The organism is Polymorphospora sp. NPDC051019 (assembly GCF_040683055.1).
GTDB lineage: Bacteria > Actinomycetota > Actinomycetes > Mycobacteriales > Micromonosporaceae > Polymorphospora > Polymorphospora lycopeni.
This window is the reverse complement of sequence record NZ_JBFBCH010000007.1, coordinates 105877-122804: the sequence shown is the minus strand read 5'-3', so window position 1 is coordinate 122804 and position 16928 is coordinate 105877. Positions and strand designations below refer to the sequence as shown.

General features: G+C 72.9%; 14 protein-coding genes. 11 read left to right on the top strand and 3 right to left on the bottom strand.

Going from position 1 to position 16928, the window contains the following annotated elements:
* Positions 1–2 precede the first annotated feature (2 nt).
* Both AB0M79_RS15370 and AB0M79_RS15365 read right to left on the bottom strand, forming a co-directional pair.
* Complete coding sequence (locus AB0M79_RS15370) at positions 3–428, bottom strand: SufE family protein (protein WP_364213153.1); 426 nt, start codon at positions 426–428, stop codon at positions 3–5.
* Between the two features lie 93 nt (positions 429–521).
* A complete protein-coding gene (locus AB0M79_RS15365) occupies positions 522–947 on the bottom strand; it encodes a CBS domain-containing protein (protein ID WP_364213150.1) in 426 nt (141 codons plus the stop codon).
* A gap of 119 nt (positions 948–1066) precedes the next feature.
* Between AB0M79_RS15365 and rfbC the strand changes: the two genes are divergently transcribed.
* A complete protein-coding gene (rfbC, locus tag AB0M79_RS15360) occupies positions 1067–1672 on the top strand; it encodes a dTDP-4-dehydrorhamnose 3,5-epimerase (protein ID WP_364213147.1) in 606 nt (201 codons plus the stop codon).
* Between the two features lie 45 nt (positions 1673–1717).
* On the opposite strand, the gene AB0M79_RS15355 is transcribed toward rfbC, so the two are convergent.
* The gene (locus AB0M79_RS15355; RefSeq protein ID WP_364213144.1) at positions 1718–3457 is read right to left on the bottom strand and encodes a proline--tRNA ligase; all 1740 of its coding nucleotides are present in this window, start codon (positions 3455–3457) and stop codon (positions 1718–1720) included.
* Positions 3458–3560: 103 nt separating this feature from the next.
* On the opposite strand from AB0M79_RS15355, the gene AB0M79_RS15350 reads away from it, so the two are divergent.
* The 10 genes from AB0M79_RS15350 (at position 3561) to AB0M79_RS15305 (ending at position 16857) form a co-directional block, all read left to right on the top strand.
* Complete coding sequence (locus AB0M79_RS15350; RefSeq protein ID WP_364213141.1) at positions 3561–4328, top strand: SGNH/GDSL hydrolase family protein; 768 nt, start codon at positions 3561–3563, stop codon at positions 4326–4328.
* Between the two features lie 77 nt (positions 4329–4405).
* On the top strand, positions 4406–5308 hold the full coding sequence (locus tag AB0M79_RS15345) for a sulfurtransferase (RefSeq protein ID WP_357535197.1): 903 nt from the start codon (positions 4406–4408) through the stop codon (positions 5306–5308).
* A 22-nt stretch (positions 5309–5330) separates the two neighbouring features.
* Positions 5331–5999: a VanZ family protein gene (locus tag AB0M79_RS15340; protein WP_364213138.1), complete on the top strand. Its 669-nt coding sequence runs from the start codon at positions 5331–5333 to the stop codon at positions 5997–5999.
* 70 nt (positions 6000–6069) lie between these two features.
* The gene (locus AB0M79_RS15335; RefSeq protein WP_364213135.1) at positions 6070–7857 is read left to right on the top strand and encodes an HSP90 family protein; all 1788 of its coding nucleotides are present in this window, start codon (positions 6070–6072) and stop codon (positions 7855–7857) included.
* Positions 7858–7859: 2 nt separating this feature from the next.
* On the top strand, positions 7860–10778 hold the full coding sequence (locus AB0M79_RS15330) for a hypothetical protein (RefSeq protein ID WP_364213132.1): 2919 nt from the start codon (positions 7860–7862) through the stop codon (positions 10776–10778).
* 89 nt (positions 10779–10867) lie between these two features.
* Positions 10868–11497 (top strand): helix-turn-helix domain-containing protein, encoded by a 630-nt coding sequence (locus AB0M79_RS15325; protein WP_357535205.1) that lies wholly within the window; start codon positions 10868–10870, stop codon positions 11495–11497.
* A 69-nt stretch (positions 11498–11566) separates the two neighbouring features.
* Positions 11567–12904 carry a biotin carboxylase N-terminal domain-containing protein gene (locus tag AB0M79_RS15320; protein WP_364213128.1) on the top strand — a complete coding sequence of 446 codons (1338 nt, stop codon included), beginning with the start codon at positions 11567–11569 and terminating at the stop codon, positions 12902–12904.
* Between the two features lie 76 nt (positions 12905–12980).
* Positions 12981–13889, top strand: coding sequence for a hydroxymethylglutaryl-CoA lyase (locus AB0M79_RS15315; protein ID WP_364213125.1), 909 nt, complete (start codon positions 12981–12983; stop codon positions 13887–13889).
* Positions 13890–14016: 127 nt separating this feature from the next.
* Positions 14017–15210 carry a hypothetical protein gene (locus AB0M79_RS15310; protein ID WP_364213122.1) on the top strand — a complete coding sequence of 398 codons (1194 nt, stop codon included), beginning with the start codon at positions 14017–14019 and terminating at the stop codon, positions 15208–15210.
* A 315-nt stretch (positions 15211–15525) separates the two neighbouring features.
* Positions 15526–16857 carry a hypothetical protein gene (locus AB0M79_RS15305; protein ID WP_364213119.1) on the top strand — a complete coding sequence of 444 codons (1332 nt, stop codon included), beginning with the start codon at positions 15526–15528 and terminating at the stop codon, positions 16855–16857.
* Positions 16858–16928: the final 71 nt, after the last annotated feature.

Genomic DNA, 16928 nt, shown 5'->3' with positions numbered 1-16928 from the left:
GGTCAGGAGATCTGTTCCCGGACCTGGCGCTTCAGCCGGGCGAGTACGGCGGTGCCACCGCGCACCCGCAGCGGGCTGATCGCCTGGGCGAGCCCCATCCGCTGGTAGAGGTCGTCCGGTACGGCGAGGATCTCGTCGGCCGTGGCGCCGGCCAGCCCCTCGGTGAGGATGCCGGCGAAGGCACGGGTCGTCGGTGCCTCCGGCGGGCAGTCGAACCACACGTCGACGGTGCGGTCCGGGTTGACCGCCGCCCGCAGGAAGAACTGCGTCTGGCACTCCGGCACCTGCTCCATGCCCTCGTGGCCGGCCAGCGACTCCGGCAGCGGCGCGACCGCGTCGGAGAACTCCAGCAACATCTCCAGCACCACCTCGCGGGGTGCGGCGGCGAACTCGTCGACGATCTCGGCGAGCTTGGGCGGCATCGGCATCTCGTGTCCTCCCTACCCGGTGTCCCGGCCGTACCCAAGCATGCGGGACGCCCGGACCGGCCGGTGAGGCGGTCCGGGCGTCAGAGTCGTACGTCAGGGCGACGGCGCGGTGCCGCTTATCCCGCTCAGTGCCGAGTCGGGATCGAAGCGGACCGCCAAATCGCCGAGCGAGACGATGCCGACCAGTTGCCGGTCGAGGTCGCAGACGAGCACCCGGCGTACGGCCCGCTCCCGCATCAGTGCCGCCGCCTCCGCGACCGTCGAGTTCTGCTCGATCATGACGACCTCGCGGGTCGCCACGGCCCCGATGGTGGTGCTGGCCGGGTCGAGCTTCTCGGCCACCGCCCGGACCACGATGTCCCGGTCGGTGACCATCCCCGCCAGGGTCGGTCCCTCCGTCACGACCACGTCGCCGATGTCGGCGTCACGCATCGCCCGGGCCGCTTCGTCCAGTGTGGTTTCCGCCGGCAGGTACAGGACCTCCTTGGTCATTACCGCACCGACCGTGTGCCTGGTCATGAGAGCCTCCGCGGTGAGATGGACGATGGCTACCCGTACCCGGTGGGTGCGCGGTTACACGTCCCCGGAGGCGGTATCGTGCTGCCGGGTTGTGCGTAGGACGCGAATGGGGTGAACGGGTGAAGGCCACCGAACTGTCGATCGCCGGCGCGTGGGAGTTCGTACCCCGGCAGTTCGCCGACGAACGGGGCAGCTTCCACGTCTGGTACGACGCCGCCGTCTTCTCGGCCGCGCTCGGCTTCGAGCTGACCGTGGCCCAGACCAACCACAGCATCTCCCGGCGCGGCGTGATCCGCGGCATCCACTGGGCCGACGTGCCACCCGGCCAGGGGAAATACGTCTACTGCCCGAGCGGTTCGCTGCTCGACGTCGTCGTCGACCTGCGGGTCGGGTCGCCCACCTTCGGCGCGCACGAGTTCGTCCGGCTGGACGCGGCCGAGGGGCGGGCGCTCTACCTTGCCGAAGGGCTCGGGCACGGCTTCGTCGCCCTTGAGGACGACACCGTGCTCAGCTACCTGTGCAGCACCGGATACAACCCGGCCCGGGAGCGGATCGTCAACGTCTTCGACGAGGACCTGGCCCTGCCCTGGCCCGCCATCGAACCGCCGATCCTGTCCGAGCGCGACTCCGCCGGCCCACGGCTCGCCGAGCTGCGCACGGCCGGGCTGCTCCCCGACTACGCCGACTGCCTCGCCCACTACCGGGCAGTGCGCGGCGAAGCCTGACCCGACCGACCCGCCCGCCCGGGCCGGTCGGCGGACCCGTCCGCGTCAGCCGGCCAGCCGGGACACCACCTCGGCGAGCGGCACGTCCACCCGCTCGCCGTCGGCCCGGACCCGCAGCTCCACGTACCCTTCGGCGAGCCGGCGGCCGACGACGACGGCACGCGGCACACCGATCAGCTCGGCGTCGGTGAACTTCACGCCCGGCGACACCTGCGGCCGGTCGTCGACCAGCACCCGTAGGCCCGCGTCGGCGAGCTGGCCGGCCAGGTGGAGCGCCGCCGCGACCTGGTCGCCCCGGCCGGCGGCCACCACGTGTACGTCCGCCGGCGCGACCGCCGCCGGCCAGACCAGCCCCCGCTCGTCGTGGTGCTGCTCGGCGATCGCGGCCACCGTACGGGAGATGCCGATCCCGTAGCAGCCCATCGTGGGTCGTACCGGCTTGCCGTCCGCGCCGAGCGCGTCGACCTCGAAGGCGTTCGTGTAGCGCCGGCCGAGCTGGAAGATGTGGCCGATCTCGATGCCCCGCCGGATGGCCAGCGCCCCGGTGCCGCAACGTGGGCAGGGGTCGCCGGTGCGGACCTCGGCCGCCTCGATCGTGCCGTCCGGCACGAAGTCGCGCCCGCAGACCACGTCGACCGCGTGCCGGCCCGGCTGGTTGGCGCCGGTCAGCCACCCGGTGCCGGGCACCACCCGGGGGTCGACCAGATAACGGATGCCCAGGTCGGACAGGACCTGCGGGCCGATGTAGCCGCGGACCAGCTCCGGATGGTCGGCCCAGCCGTCGAACATCGTCACGGTCGCCGGTTCGAGCGCGGCGGCGAGCCGTTTCAGGTCCACCTCGCGGTCCCCGGGTATCCCGACGACCAGCAGCTCGTCGGTGTCGGCGCCGGGGCGGCGTACGGCCAGCACCACGTTCTTCAGCGTCGCCGCGGCGGTCCAGCCGGTCCGCCCGCCGAGCCGCCGCTCGTTGGCCATCGCGACCAGGGCGGCGATCGTCGGGGTGTCCGGCGTGTCGTGGACGGTCATCGCCGGGTGGTGGGCCGGATCGCCGGGCGCCGGTGCCGCCGTGACCACCGCCTCGGTGTTCGCCGCGTAACCGCATGCCGGGCAGCCGACGTAGGTGTCCTCGCCGGCCGCGGTAGTGGCCAGAAACTCCTCCGACGCCGAGCCGCCCATCGCCCCCGAGGTCGCCGCAACCACTGCGAAGTCCAGCCCGAGCCGGGTGAAGATCCGCTCGTACGCCGCCCGGTGCCGGTCGTACGCCGCCCGCAGGCCGTCGTCGGACAGGTCGAACGAGTACGCGTCCTTCATCAGGAACTCGCGGGTGCGCAGCAGTCCGGCGCGTGGGCGGGCCTCGTTGCGGAACTTCGTCTGCACCTGGAAGAGCGTCACCGGATAGTCCCGGTGCGAGCCGAACATGTCCCGGACCAGCAGCGTCGCCATCTCCTCGTGGGTCGGCGCGAGCAGGAACTCCACGCCCCGCCGGTCCCGCAACGTGAAGATGTCGTCGCCGTACTCGGTCCACCGGCCACTGGTCTCGTACGGCCCGCGCGGCAGCAGTGCCGGGAAGTGCACCTCCTGGCCGCCGATGGCCGTCATCTCCTCGCGTACGACCCGGGTCACCCGGTCGAGCACCAGCCGGCCCAGCGGCAGCCACGTGTAGCCGCCCGGCGCGGCCCGCCGGACGTAGCCGGCCCGGACCAGCAGCCGGTGGCTCGCCACCTCGGCGTCGGCCGGGTCCTCGCGCAGCGTGCGCAGAAACAGGGTGGACATCCGCAGCAACATCCGCGCAGCGTATGGAAACGGTCACCGATGCGGCACCCGATTAACCGATGTGCCGTGAATCGGGTGTAGAAAACTGGTCGAGGCACGACGGTAGGGGGGCGCGGTGCGCTGGCGCAGTTACGTGGCGGTCGGGGACAGCTTCACCGAGGGCATGGACGACCCGTACCCGGACGGGACGTTCCGGGGCTGGGCGGATCTGGTCGCCACCCGGCTCGCCGTCGAGGCCGGCCCGGACTTCGGGTACGCCAACCTCGCGATCCGGGGTCGGCTCTTCCCCGCCGTGGTGGCCGAGCAGGTGCCGGTCGTCCTCGACATGAAACCCGACCTGATCAGCTTCGCCGCCGGCGGCAACGACGTACTGCGCCGGTCCTTCGACCCGGTCACGCTGGCATCCCGCTTCGACGCGGTGATCGGCGAACTCCGTGCCACCGGTGCCGACGTACTGCTGTTCCGGTTCGCCGACCTGACGGCGCACCTGCCCGGCCAGCGGCTCATGGCACCCCGGGTACAACTGGTCAACCGGGCCGTCGGCGAGACGGCGCAGCGGCACGGTGCGATGCTCGTCGACCTCTACGCCGACGACGAGTTCCGCAACCCGCTGATGTGGAGCGTCGACCGGCTGCACCTGTCGGAGATCGGGCACCGGCGGGTGGCCGCCCACGTGCTGACCGCGCTCGGCGTCGACGCCGACGAGGACTGGCTGCTCGTGCCGCCCGCCCCGGCACCCACGCCGTGGCTCGCCGCCCGGCGGGCCGACCTGCGCTGGGCCGGGCAGCATCTCGCACCATGGATCAGGCGGCGGCTGACCGGCCGCTCGTCCGGCGACACCGTCACCGCCAAGCGGCCCCTGCTGGCCCCGTTCACCGACTGACACCGGAGCCGGCGGGCCGGTGCACCGGTCGGGCCGGTAACCCGGTGTCGGGCCGCCGTCCGGCGTACCTTTACGGGATGCCGGTTCCGAACGATCCCTCACCCAGCCTGCAGTCGTACGCCGACCCCGGACGCCTGGTCACCACCGAGTGGCTGGCCGAGCACCTCGGCACCGACGGCCTCGTGGTCGTCGAGTCCGACGAGGACGTGCTGCTCTACGAGAGCGGTCACATCCCCGGCGCGGTCAAGGTCGACTGGCACCTCGAACTCAACGACCAGGACAGCCGCGACTACCTCCACCCGGAACAGTTCGCCGCGCTGTGCGAGGCCAAGGGCATCGGCCGCGACGACACGATCGTCTTCTACGGCGACAACTTCAACTGGTGGGCGGCGTACGCGCTCTGGGTCTTCAGCCTCTTCGGCCACCGCGACCTTCGGCTGCTCGACGGCGGCCGGCAGAAGTGGATCGCCGAGGGGCGGGAACTGACCCGCGAGCGCACCACCCCGAAGCCGGCCAGCTACCCGGCGCCGGACCGTGACGACGCCAGCCTGCGCGCCTTCCGCGACCAGGTGCTCGGGCACGTCGCCGCCGGCCGGCCACTGGTCGACGTGCGGTCGCCGGGGGAGTACACCGGCGAACTTCTGCACATGCCGGACTACCCGCAGGAGGGCGCGCTGCGCGGCGGCCACATCCCCGGCGCGGTCAACAAGCCGTGGAAGTCGGCGGCCAACGAGGACGGCACGTTCAGGTCGGCCGACGAACTGCGGGCGATCTACGCCGACCAGCTGGGACTGTCGTCGGCCGACGACGTGATCGCGTACTGCCGGATCGGGGAGCGGTCCAGCCACACCTGGTTCGTGCTCCGCCACCTGCTCGGCTATCCGCAGGTACGCAACTACGACGGCTCGTGGACCGAGTGGGGCAACCTGGTCCGCGCTCCCGTCGTACGCGGCGACAAGCCCGGCGGGCTGATGGGCTGACCGGCGCCGCTAGCCTGCGTGGATGGCGCAGGTGTGGCGGGACTGGGGACCGGTGCTGGTGGCCTCGGCGGTCGCGCTGCCGCTGGCCGGGCTGTTCGCCGTACTGCTGACCCGGCTCCGGCGGCGGTCCGGGCTGCCGGCCCGCGTGGCCGCGTGGCGCAGCGTCGCGGAGGTCGGCATGGTGGCCGGCACGCTGCCCTGGATCTGGATGATCCTCACGCCGCGGCCGGCGCCCCGGACGCTCGACCTCGTGCCGCTGCGCGGGCTCGTCGACCTGCTGGCCGGCAGCCCGGCGGTCGCGGTGGTGCAGATCGGCGGCAACCTGCTCGTCTTCGCCGCACTCGGCTTCTTCGCCCCCATCCGGTTCGCCGCACTGTCCCGTCCGGCCGGCCCGCTGCGCCGTACGGCGTCCGGCGCGCTGCGGCTGCTCGCGGTCGGCGCGGCCGGCTCGGTCCTGGTCGAGACCCTTCAGTACGCGCTCGACCTGGGCCGGGTGTCGGCGGTGGACGACGTGCTGGTCAACGGCGCGGGTGCCATGCTGGCCGCGCTGGTCGCCCGGCACTGGTGGGGTTCCGGCGCCCTTGTTCCGCCGCCGGTTCCGGTCCGGCGGGGAGACCCGGAACGGCCGGGCCATCCGGCCCTTCCCGGTCGGTCCGGACGACCGGACCGGCGGGCCGACGGCAGCGGCTGAAAAGGGGGACGCGGGTTGTCGGCCCGTCCCGGTACGGTGGGCGCCGGCACCGGACCGGGGAGCAGCAGGCGTGGACCGCACCTTCCAGGTCGACCTCCGAGGCGTGGTCGACCTGCTCAGTCATCATCTCTACGGCAGCCCGCGGGTGTTCGTCCGGGAACTGCTGCAGAACGCCGTCGACGCGATCACCGCGCGCCGCGCGGTCGAGCCCGACGCGCCCGCCGTGGTGCGGTTCGAGCCGCCCGCGCTGACCGGCGACGGCACGCTGCGGGTGCACGACAGCGGCATCGGGCTCACCGAGGCGCAGGTGCACGAGCTGCTGGCCACCATCGGCCGCAGCTCCAAACGCGACGAACTGGGCTTCGCCCGGCACGAGTTCCTCGGCCAGTTCGGCATCGGCCTGCTCTCCTGCTTCCTGGTCGCCGACGAGATCCGGGTGACGACCAGGTGCGGCGACGACCGCACGGTGTTGTGGACCGGATACGCCGACGGCCGCTACGCGGTCGAGTTGGCCGCGCCGGACGCCGGCCGCGCCGAGCCGGGCACGACCGTGACGCTGGTGCCCCGGCGGGACACCGACCGGTGGTTCAGCGTGCCGACCGTCACCGAGCTGGCCCGGCTGTTCGGCTCGCTGCTGCCGGTCGACGTACGCGTCGGTGACGTGCCGACGACCGCCGGCCCGCCGCCGTGGGCGCTTACCGGGTCGTCCGCCGCCCGCCGGCAGGCCCTGATCGGGTACGCCCAGGAGACGCTCGGCTTCGTTCCGTTCGACGTGGTGCCGCTGTCGGTGCCCGAGGCCGGGCTGACCGGTGCCGCGTTCGTGCTTCCGGTCCCGGTCAACCCGGCGGCGCGGGCCGGGCACCGGGTCTACCTGAAGCGGATGCTGCTGACCGAGGCCGCCGACGGGCTGCTGCCGGACTGGGCGTTCTTCGCGCAGTGCGTCGTCGACGCCAGCGAGCTGCGGCCCACGGCCAGCCGCGAGGCGCTTTACGAGGACAGCCTGCTCGAAGCCACCCGGGAGGCGCTCGGCGACCAGCTGCGCGGCTGGCTGGTCCGGCTTGCCGGCAGCGACCCGAACCGGCTGGCCGAGTTCCTGCGGGTGCACCACCTCGGCGTCAAGGCGCTCGCGCTGCACGACGACGAGATGCTTCGGCTCGTCGACGAGTGGTGGCCGATGGAGACCAACACCGGCCAGCTCACCCTGGCCGAGTTCCGGCAACGGCACGGCCTGGTTCGCTACGCCGCCAGTGTCGACGAGTTCCGCCAGCTCGCGGCCGTCGCGGCGGCGCAGGACCTGCCGGTGGTCAACGCCGGATACACGTACGACGCCGAACTGGTCGAGCGGCTGCCGGCGCTCGACCGCGACGTGCTGATCGAACGGCTCGAACCCAGCGATCTGACCACCCGGTTCGACACCCTGGACCCGGCGGCCGAGTTGGCGCTGCGGCCGTTCGTCACCGCGGCCCAGCGGTCGCTGGACCGGCTCGGCTGCGAGGTGGTGGTCCGGGCGTACGACCCGGCTTCGCTGCCGGCGCTCTACCTGGTCAGCCGCAGCGCCGCCTTCCAGGACCAGCTCGAGGCGACCCGGGAGAAGGCCGACGAGCTGTGGGCCGGGGTGCTCGACGCGTTCGCGGCGAGCGGCCCGCCGGAGCGCCCGCAACTGGTGCTCAACCACCGCAACCCGCTGGTCCGTCGGGTCACCACGCTCGGCGATCCGGCCCTGGTCGGCCTGGCCGTGGAGGCGCTCTACGGCCAGGCGCTGCTGCTCGGGCACCACCCGATCCGGCCGGCCGACGCCGCACTGCTCAACAGTTCCTTTCTCGGCCTGCTCGGCCGGGCCGTCTCCGGACAGGAGTGATGGTGTCCTCCACCGACGATCTCTGGCGGATGCTCGACCAGATCACCGGCATGCCGTGGGGCGCCGGCCAGATCGCCGCGGTCGAGCAACTGGTCCAGCGGGCCGACGCCGCCGAAGACCCGCACCTGGCGTTCGCGGCCCGGATGCTCGCCACCAACGCCTACGTCTACGGCGGTGAGCCGGCCAAGTCCTTCGTGACCTTCTCCTGGTGTCTGACCGAGTTCGACCGGGAACCGCGGCCCTACCACGAGCGGCACGCCCACACCCTGTTCTGGTACTTCAAGTACATGGCCAACGCGCTGGTCAATTTCCCGGCGGTGCCGCTGGTCAGGACGTACGGGGTCCTCGACGACATGGAGCGGCGCTACCGTGCCGGCGGGCACAGCGTCCAGGCGGTGCACAAGTACCGGCACCGGGTGGCCCGGCACATCGGCGCGGCCGACGAGGCCGAGGAGTGGTACCGCCAGTGGGTGACCGCGCCACGCGACCAACTCTCCGACTGCGCCGGCTGCGACCCCACCTCGCAGGTGAGTTACCTGGCCCAGTTGGGGCGCGACGAGGAGGCGGTGGCGCTGGCCGAGCCGGTGCTGGCCGGCCGGCTGACCTGTTCCGAGCAGCCACAGGCGATCCTGACCGCACTGATGCTGCCCTACCTGCGTACCGGCCGGACCGAGCAGGCCCGCGACGCGCACCGGCTGGCCTACCGGCGACACCGGCGGCATCTCGCCGACCTCGGCGAGATCGGCGAACACGTCGAGTTCTGTGCCGTCACCGGCAACGACACCCGGGGGCTGGAGATCGTCGAGCGGCACCTGGAGTGGCTCGACCGGGCCCCGTCACCGGCGGCCGCCATGCGGTTCGCGGCGGCCGGTGCCCTGCAGCTGGGCCGCCTCGCGACGGCCGGGCCGGCGGGCGGCGCCGCCGGAGAGCTGTCCGTGCACCGCCGGGCGTACGGCGACCGGCCGGCGGCGGACGTCCCGGTCGGTGTGCTCGCCGCCGAACTCGCCGCCACCGCAAAGGAACTGGGTGCCCAGTTCGACGCCCGCAACGGCACCACCGAACAGTCCGAGCAGGTGGTGCGCTGGCTCACCGCCGAGCCGGTCGTCGACTACCTACCGCTGTCGGCCAGCCTGCGCCGCCGGGTATCGGCACCGGGCACCGGCCCGGCTCCGGCCGCCGGCCCGGCCGCCAGCGACCCCGGCACCGGCGACGTGGCGCCGGCCCGCGCGCCGTACGACGGGCCGGTCCCGGTGCCCGCCGAGGCCACCGTCGACGAACTGCTCGACCTGGCCGAAGAGCTGTGGCGTACGCACCGCCCGGCCGGAATGGCCGAGGTGCTGGCCGCCTTCGACGACCGGTTCGCCGACACCGACCTGCCGGCGCGGGCCCTGGCCCGCCGGTCGGAGATGCGGGCCGCGCAACTGTTCGGTGCCGGCGATCGCGCCGGTTCGATCGCCGCGAACCGGGAGGCGATGGCCCGCTACCGGGACCTCGGCGACACCGTGCTCGCCGAGGTCGTCGCCGGACGCCTCGGCCCGCTACTGCACGAGTCGGGTTCCGCCGACGAGGGCATGGTGTTGAGCCGGGGCGCGGTCGAACACCTCGACCGGCACGGAAACGCCCGGCAGCGGGCGGCGGCCAGCCTTCGGTTGGCCGCGCTGCTGTCGAGGACGCAGGCGGGGGAGGAGGCGCTGGCACTGATCGACCGGGTCGACCTGGCCGCCGCCGACGATCCGTACCTGTCCGTCCAGGCCGCCCTGCACCGTACGCAGCTGCTCGGGCAGCTCGGCCGGCAGGAGGAGTACGGCCCGGCGGCGGAGCACGCCTACCGGGTCAGTCGCGAGCTGGGCATCTCCGAATATCTCGTCCCCGCCGCGATCTGGTACGCGCAGTCGGTCGACGACCCGGCCGAACGGGTCGCGATCTGCGACGAGGCGCTGCCGGTGGCGCCGGCCGAGGCGCTGCTGCCGCTGCGGGTCACCCGGGGGCAGGCCCTGCTCGCCACCGGCCGGCCCGCCGAGGCGGTCGACGAGTTGGTCGAAGCGGTGGCGCTCTGCGTCGAGCAGGACGCCGACGGCATCGACTACCTGCGTTTCGACCTGGCCAACGCCTACCGGTTGGCCGGGCGGCTCGGTGAGGCGGCCGAGGTCGCGGAAGAGGCGGTGGCCGGGCTGGACCGGGCGGGGCGGCAGGCCGACGCCGACCAGAGCCGCTACCTGCTGGCCGGCATCTACCGGGGGCTCGACGAACCGGAGCCGGCCCTGGCCCTGCTCGACCAACTCGCCGAGAACCTCGACGGGCCGGACAACCTGCCGGGGCGGGGGCAGATGCTGGAGGAGGCCGGCGACATCCTCTACGACACCGACCGGGACAGCCTGGCCGCGCAGCGGTTCGCCGCCGCCGCCGAGGCGTACCGGCTGGCCGGGTTGCCCCAGCACGAGCTGCGGGCCCGGCGCCGGGAGGCGGCGGCCCTGCTCTGGTCGCCGGACGTCCCGGGCGCGCTGGCGGCCGTCGGTCGCGCCGAGCGGGTGGCGGCCGGCCTTACGGCGGGGGAGCCGGTGGAGCCGGCAGTGGTGTGGGAGCTGTCGATGCTCGCCGACACCGCCGCCCGGGTGTTGGCCCAGTCCGGCCAGCTTGACGAGGCGCTCGACCGGCTGGCCGGCGTACCCGACAAGCTGCGTTCGATCGAGGCGTTCGGGGAGGCGGCCCAGGTCGAGGTGTTCGGCGGCGAACTGCTGCTCGACTCCGGCCGCCCGGCGCAGGCCGAGCCGGTGCTGCGGCGGGTGCTCGGCGGGCTGCCGACCGGCTCGGATCCGGCCCGCCGTACGGCGTGGCTGCTCGCCCGGGCCCTCGACCAGTTGGACCGTTCGGCGGAGGCCGACGCGCTGCGCGCCGAGCACGGTCTGACGGCCGACGACTGAGTTTCCGGGTGTGACGAGCGACGGTGGATTCGTGGGTGAACCAGGGATTGACAAAGGGCTACGCTGACCGCGTGAGGGTGGAGCATCCGATGACATCGGCCGGCGCCGCGGACGCGGCCAGGGCAGGGGAGGCGGCCCAGCCCGCCGCCCGGCGCAGGTCCCGTCGTGACGAGATCCTGGACATCGCGGTCGGACTCTTCGCCGCGCGTGGCTACCACGGCGTTTCGATGGACGACATCGGCTCGGCCGCCGGGGTCACCGGTCCGGCGCTCTATCACCACTTCGCCGGCAAGGAGGCGATGCTGGTCGCCGCGCTCATCCCGGTCAGCGAGAGCCTGCTCGAAGGCGGCCGCCAGCGGGTCGCCGAGCATCCCGACGACCCGGACGCGGCGTTGCAGTCCCTGGTCAACTTCCACGTCGACTTCGCGCTGGCCAATCCGGCGGTCATCGCCCTGCACCTGCACGAGCTGGACCGCCTGCCCGACGAACCGCGCCGGCAGATCCGGCGGTTGCAGCGGCTCTACGTGGAGGAGTGGGTGACCGTGCTGACCGGGCTGCATCCCGGGCTGGTCGCCGCGGAGAGCCGGGTGCTCGCGCACGCGGCGTTCGGTCTGATGAACTCCACGCCGTTCCTCGGCGGCGAGGTCGACCGGCAGCGGCGGGCCAGCCTGCTGCGCGCCGCGACACTGGCCGCGCTGCGTGCCGCCAGCGATTCTTGATCCACGGCCTCGGCGTGATCTTCTGATCATCCGTCGCCGGACGCCTGTTTCAACGAGGAAAGGGCATCAATGATCGAGTCGCTGCTCGTCGCCAACCGGGGCGAGATCGCCCGCCGGATCATCCGTACCGCCCGCCGGCTGGGCGTGCGGGCGATCGCGGTGCACTCGGAGGCCGACGCGGACCTGCCGTTCGTGACCGAGGCCGACGAGGCGGTCTGCGTCGGGCCGGCCAACCCCGCGCTGAGCTACCGCAACACCGAGGCGATCATGGCCGCGGCGAAGGACACCGGTGCCCAGGCGATCCACCCCGGCTACGGCTTCCTGTCGGAGAACGCCGACTTCGCCCGTACCGTCTCCGACGCCGGCCTGGTCTGGGTCGGCCCGGGCGCCGACGCGATCACCGCGATGGGCGACAAGATCAATGCCCGCAACCTGATGGCGGCGGCCGGCGTCCCGGTCGCCGCCGGCACCACCGATCCGGCCGGGACGGTCGAGGCGGCGCTCGACGCGGCGACCACCATCGGCTACCCCGTCATGGTCAAGGCCGCCGCCGGCGGGGGCGGCATGGGCATGGGCGTCGCCGTCGACGAGGCCGCCCTGCGCGGCGAGTACGAGAAGGTGCGCGGCTTCGCCGAGCGGATGTTCGGCGACGGTTCGGTGCTGATCGAGCGCTTCTTTCCCCGGGTACGCCACGTCGAGGTGCAGATCCTCGGCCTGGCCGACGGCCGGGTGGTGGCGCTCGGCGAGCGGGAGTGCTCTGTACAGCGCCGCAACCAGAAGCTGGTCGAGGAGTCGCCGTCGCCGGCGGTGACCCCGCAGCTGCGCGAACGCTTCCTGGCCGCGGCCGTACGGGCCGGCGAGGCGGTCGGCTACCGCAACGCGGGTACGGTCGAATGCCTGCTCGATCCGGCCAGCGGCGAGTTCTTCTTCCTGGAGATGAACACCCGGCTCCAGGTCGAGCACCCGGTGACCGAACTGGTCTACGGGGTCGATCTGGTCGAGGAGCAGCTGCGGGTGGCGGCGGGGCTGCCGCCGACCTTCGACCCCGACGCGCTGACCGCCCGGGGACACGCGATCGAGCTGCGGATCAACGCCGAGGACCCGAAGCGGTTCCTGCCCGGGCCGGGCGCGGTGAAGACCTGGATCGAGCCGGTCGGCGAGGGCGTACGCGTCGACGCCGGCTACGTGGCGGGCAACACCGTCACCCCGTTCTACGACTCCCTGCTGGCCAAGCTGATCGTGTATGGCGCCGACCGGGCGCAGGCGCTGGAGCGGGCCCGGGCGGCGGTGGCCGGGTTCGAGGTGGCCGGCCCGAAGTGCAACCTGCCGTTCTTCGCCGAACTGCTCGACAACGCCGAGTTCGTCTCCGGCGACTACGACACCGGCATCGTCGCCCGCATGCGCTGACCGTCCCGTACCCCGGTGGGGGCGGGTGACGCGGACGGTGCGGTTATATGGACGGTGAGCACAGGGAGGTGCGTCGATGGGCGAGTTGCCGGCGAAGGTGTCGATCCGCGAGGTGGGTCCGCGCGACGGGTTGCAGAACGAGGACCCGGTGCCGACCGGGGCCAAGATCCGGCTCCTGGACGCACTGTCGGGCACCGGGGTGGGCCGGATCGAGGCGGTCTCGTTCGTGCACCCCAAGGCGATCCCGCAGATGGCCGACGCCGACGAGGTCTGGTCCGGTGCCACCCAGGTCGACGGGGTCCGCTACTCGGCACTGGTGCCGAACTCGCGGGGCGCGCAGCGTGCGCTGGCCGCCGGGTTCACCGAGGTCGAGGTGGTGGTCTCGGCCAGCGACACGCACAACCGGCGCAATGTCAACCGGTTGACGGCCGAGTCGCTCGACGACATCGCCGGACTGATCGCGCTGCTGCACGACGCGGGTGCCACCGCCGAGGTGATCGTGGCGACCAGCTTCGGCTGCCCGTACGAGGGAGACGTCGACCCGGCCCGGGTGGCCGGGATCGTCGACCGGGTGGTCGCCGACGGGGCCGACCGGGTCGCGTTCGGCGACACGACCGGCATGGGCACGCCGCGCCGGGTCCGCGAGTTGGTCACCGCTGTCCGCGACCGGCAGCCCGACGTGCCGATGCTGCTGCACTTCCACAACACCCGGGGTACGGCCCTGGCGAACCTGCTGGCCGCGTTGGAGCTGGGGGTGACCGAGTTCGATGCCAGTGTCGGCGGGCTGGGCGGCTGCCCGTACGCACCCGGGGCCAGCGGGAACGTGGCCACCGAGGAGGTGGTGCACATGCTCCACGACATGGGCGTCGACACCGGGATCGATCTCGACCGGCTGATCGAGGTTGCGGCGTACGCCGAGGAGATCGTCGGCCGTCAGTTGCCGTCCGGGGTGTTGCGGGCCGGTCCGCGTACACGTCTGGGGTAGTTCGGAGTTTTTCCAAATGGCGGCGTGACCCCTCGGGGATCTCTTCGTTACCAATTGCAGTGGCGGTCATAACGGATCTAATCCGGGCAGATCGCCACAGAATTTGGTCGACGACGAGAGGCGGAACATGATCCGGTCGGAGGTCGAGCGCAACCAGCGCACGGCGTCGCGGCCGACGCGTGTTCCTTCGACCGCACCGTCCAGCCGGACGGGGCGTACCGACCGCATCCGGTCCGCGGCGCGGACCGGGCTGCGTGCGCTCGTCGTCGGTGGATTCGCCGGAGCGGCCTGGCTGCTCTGCGGTGCCGCCGCGCAGGCGGACACCCACTCCGTGGACGACCAGGCGTCGTCGCTCGTCTCGCTCACCCCGCTCGTCGGGGCGCCGGAGGAGTCGACGCCGCTCGTCCCGGTCACCGACACCCTGGGCACGGCCTCCGGCTCGCTGCTCGGGACCACGTCGACGCTCGCCGGCGACCTGCTGGCTCCCGCGGACGGCGTGACCTCGGTGGTCCTGCCCGGCGGGACCGCCACGACCGCCGACCCGGTCACGAACTCCCCGGCCAGCGGGCCGGGGGGTGGCGTGCCGGCCGGCGACCCGGCGACCATCGCCGGTGCCTCGGGCGGCTCTGCCACCGCGGCACCGGCGCGGGACGCCGCACCGACCCGGTCGGCGTCGGGCGCCAGTGGCGTCACCGGCGTGATCGGTGTCGTCGACGGGTTGGTCGCTCCGCTCGGGCTCACCGATGCGCTGACCGGCCCGGCGGGTCTGCTCACCCCGCTCACCTCGGCGATCGACCCGGTCGTCGCCCCGCTCGACTTCGTCCTCGCCCCGGTCACCGCCTTGCTGTCCGCCGTGACAGCGCCGGTCGCCGACGCGGTGGGCGGACTCCCGGCGGGCGGCACCGGAGACCTCTCCGGGGTCGCGGAGGAGCCCGGACGGTCCGGGGTTCCCGGTTCCGACGCCATCCGTACGCCCGTAACGGGAACGGCCGCCGGCGACGGCATGGCGAAGGCAGGTACCGGAACCGTCCACTCCGTACTGCGGCAGTATGCCGGTACGGACCAGCGCCCGGCCGCTGCGGCGGTCGCGCGTACGGGTGCCGGTCAGGCACCTGACCTGCCCGTCCCGGTCCGGGGTTATCTCGGTTCGGCAGGGCACGGGATTCCGGCGAGTGCCGGATCCCCCTCGGAGGGCGGCGCCTTCGCCGTGATCCCCTCCGCGGTCGCCGGCAACCCGGTGGCGTTCCACCGGCTCCCGGTTTCGACCGAGGTCGAGGCGCTCGGCATCGTCGCCGAGTCCCCGACCTTCTCGCCCGACTAGGGGCGACACCCCGGCCCGTCGGTCCGACGGGCACGGGTGCGGCCGCCGCGCCGCCCGGGTCGTACGACCCACCCAAGCGGCCCGGCCCGACATTCCGCCGCCGATGAATGCGGCAACTCCACGAAACACGAGCACGGCAGGGCGCGCGTCGACAGGCGGCAAAGGCAGACGGTTGGCAACAACCGGGCCAGCACCGCCGCGCCCGAAAACAAATGCGACACCTCCGGAAAGGGTAGAGCTCGCCTCGATTCCGGAATCGAAAACTGAATTCGAATGACATTCTTCTGAAAATTACCGAGAGGCTTTTACCTCACCATGAAGACGTGGGTTCGTAAGTCCCTGAGCGTTGGCGTCCTGGCCGCGGGTGGTCTGCTCCTCACCCAGACCGCCGCGTCGGCCGACGTGATCACGGGCAACAACTTCGGCATCGGCAACGGCACCCAGGCCGTCGCGCCGGTCCAGGCCGTGGTCGACGTCTGCGGCAACGGGGTCGCCGGGGCGGCCGGTGTCTCCTTCGCGGCCTGCGACGGCGGCGCCTCCGCCACCAACGAGGGCGTCGGCGACGTCGTCAGCTTCGACAACTACGGGATCGGCAACGGCACCCAGGCCGTCGCGCCGGTCCAGGCCGTGGCCGACGTCTGCGGCAACGGCGTGTCGGGCGCGGGCGGCGTGGCCTTCGCGGCCTGCGACGGTGGCGCGGACGCCTCGATGGGCGAGGAGAACGGTAACGGGGGCGGCTACTACTCCGCCCGCGAGGCCACGACCGAGCGGACCGAGGGCCGTTGGGACAAGGCCGCGACGAACATCGTCTCCTCCGGCAACTACGGCATCCTGAACGGGACCCAGGTCTACGCCCCGATCCAGACCGTGATCAACGTGTGCGGCCTGGCCATCCCGGCGCTGGGTGGGGTCGCCTTCGCCGAGTGCGACGGTGGCGCGAGCGCCGAGCAGGAGAGCACCCGGCTGGAGGGGCGTCGTGGCGGCGGCACCAACCTGGTCTCGACCGGCAACTACGGGATCGGCAACGGCACCCAGGTGTACGCCCCGGTGCAGACCGTGATCGACGTGTGCGGCAACAGCGTCGCCGGGCTGGGCGGGGTCTCCTTCGCGGCCTGCGACGGCGGCGCGAGCGCCGAGAACGAGAGCCGTGGCGGCACCACGATGCTGACCGGCGACAACTACGGGATCGGCAACGGCACCCAGGCGTACACGCCGATCCAGCTCGTGGGTGAGCTCAGCGGCAACGCGGTCTCGGCCGCCGGTGGCGTGGCCTTCGCGGGCAGCGAGGGTGGCGCGTCCGCCGAGCTGGAGTCGACCTCGAAGGAAGAGGCGCTGCCGATCCTGGACAGCCTGCCCGTCGTCGCCGGCCTGCCGGTCGTCGGCAGCCTGGGCAAGGGTGTGCCGGCCGTCGCCGACACCAACCTGGGCACCAAGAAGCCGGCCCGCACCACGGCCGCGGCCGAGGAGGGCTACGGCTCCAACGGCGGTGGCGTCGACCTGATCACCATGGGCAACTACGGGATCGGCAACGGCACCCAGGTGTTCGCCCCGGTGCAGATCGTGGCCGACGTGAGCGGCAACGCGGTTGCCGGCGCCGGTGGTGTCGCGTTCGCGGCGAGCGAGGGCGGGGCTTCGGCCGAGCAGTGAGCCGTCCGGGCACTCACCCGAACCGAGGGTGATCCGGCCTGACGTATGACGAAGGGGCCTCCGGTACCACC

Excerpts from the sequence above, each read along its gene's own strand:
- AB0M79_RS15310 (WP_364213122.1), top strand. The coding sequence starts at position 14,017 with ATGATCCGGTCGGAGGTCGAGCGCAACCAGCGCACGGCGTCGCGGCCG.
- AB0M79_RS15320 (WP_364213128.1), top strand. The coding sequence starts at position 11,567 with ATGATCGAGTCGCTGCTCGTCGCCAACCGGGGCGAGATCGCCCGCCGG.
- AB0M79_RS15325 (WP_357535205.1), top strand. The coding sequence starts at position 10,868 with ATGACATCGGCCGGCGCCGCGGACGCGGCCAGGGCAGGGGAGGCGGCC.
- AB0M79_RS15355 (WP_364213144.1), bottom strand. The coding sequence starts at position 3,457 with ATGTTGCTGCGGATGTCCACCCTGTTTCTGCGCACGCTGCGCGAGGAC.
- AB0M79_RS15315 (WP_364213125.1), top strand. The coding sequence starts at position 12,981 with ATGGGCGAGTTGCCGGCGAAGGTGTCGATCCGCGAGGTGGGTCCGCGC.
- AB0M79_RS15345 (WP_357535197.1), top strand. The coding sequence starts at position 4,406 with ATGCCGGTTCCGAACGATCCCTCACCCAGCCTGCAGTCGTACGCCGAC.
- AB0M79_RS15370 (WP_364213153.1), bottom strand. The coding sequence starts at position 428 with ATGCCGATGCCGCCCAAGCTCGCCGAGATCGTCGACGAGTTCGCCGCC.
- AB0M79_RS15305 (WP_364213119.1), top strand. The coding sequence starts at position 15,526 with ATGAAGACGTGGGTTCGTAAGTCCCTGAGCGTTGGCGTCCTGGCCGCG.
- AB0M79_RS15340 (WP_364213138.1), top strand. The coding sequence starts at position 5,331 with ATGGCGCAGGTGTGGCGGGACTGGGGACCGGTGCTGGTGGCCTCGGCG.
- AB0M79_RS15365 (WP_364213150.1), bottom strand. The coding sequence starts at position 947 with ATGACCAGGCACACGGTCGGTGCGGTAATGACCAAGGAGGTCCTGTAC.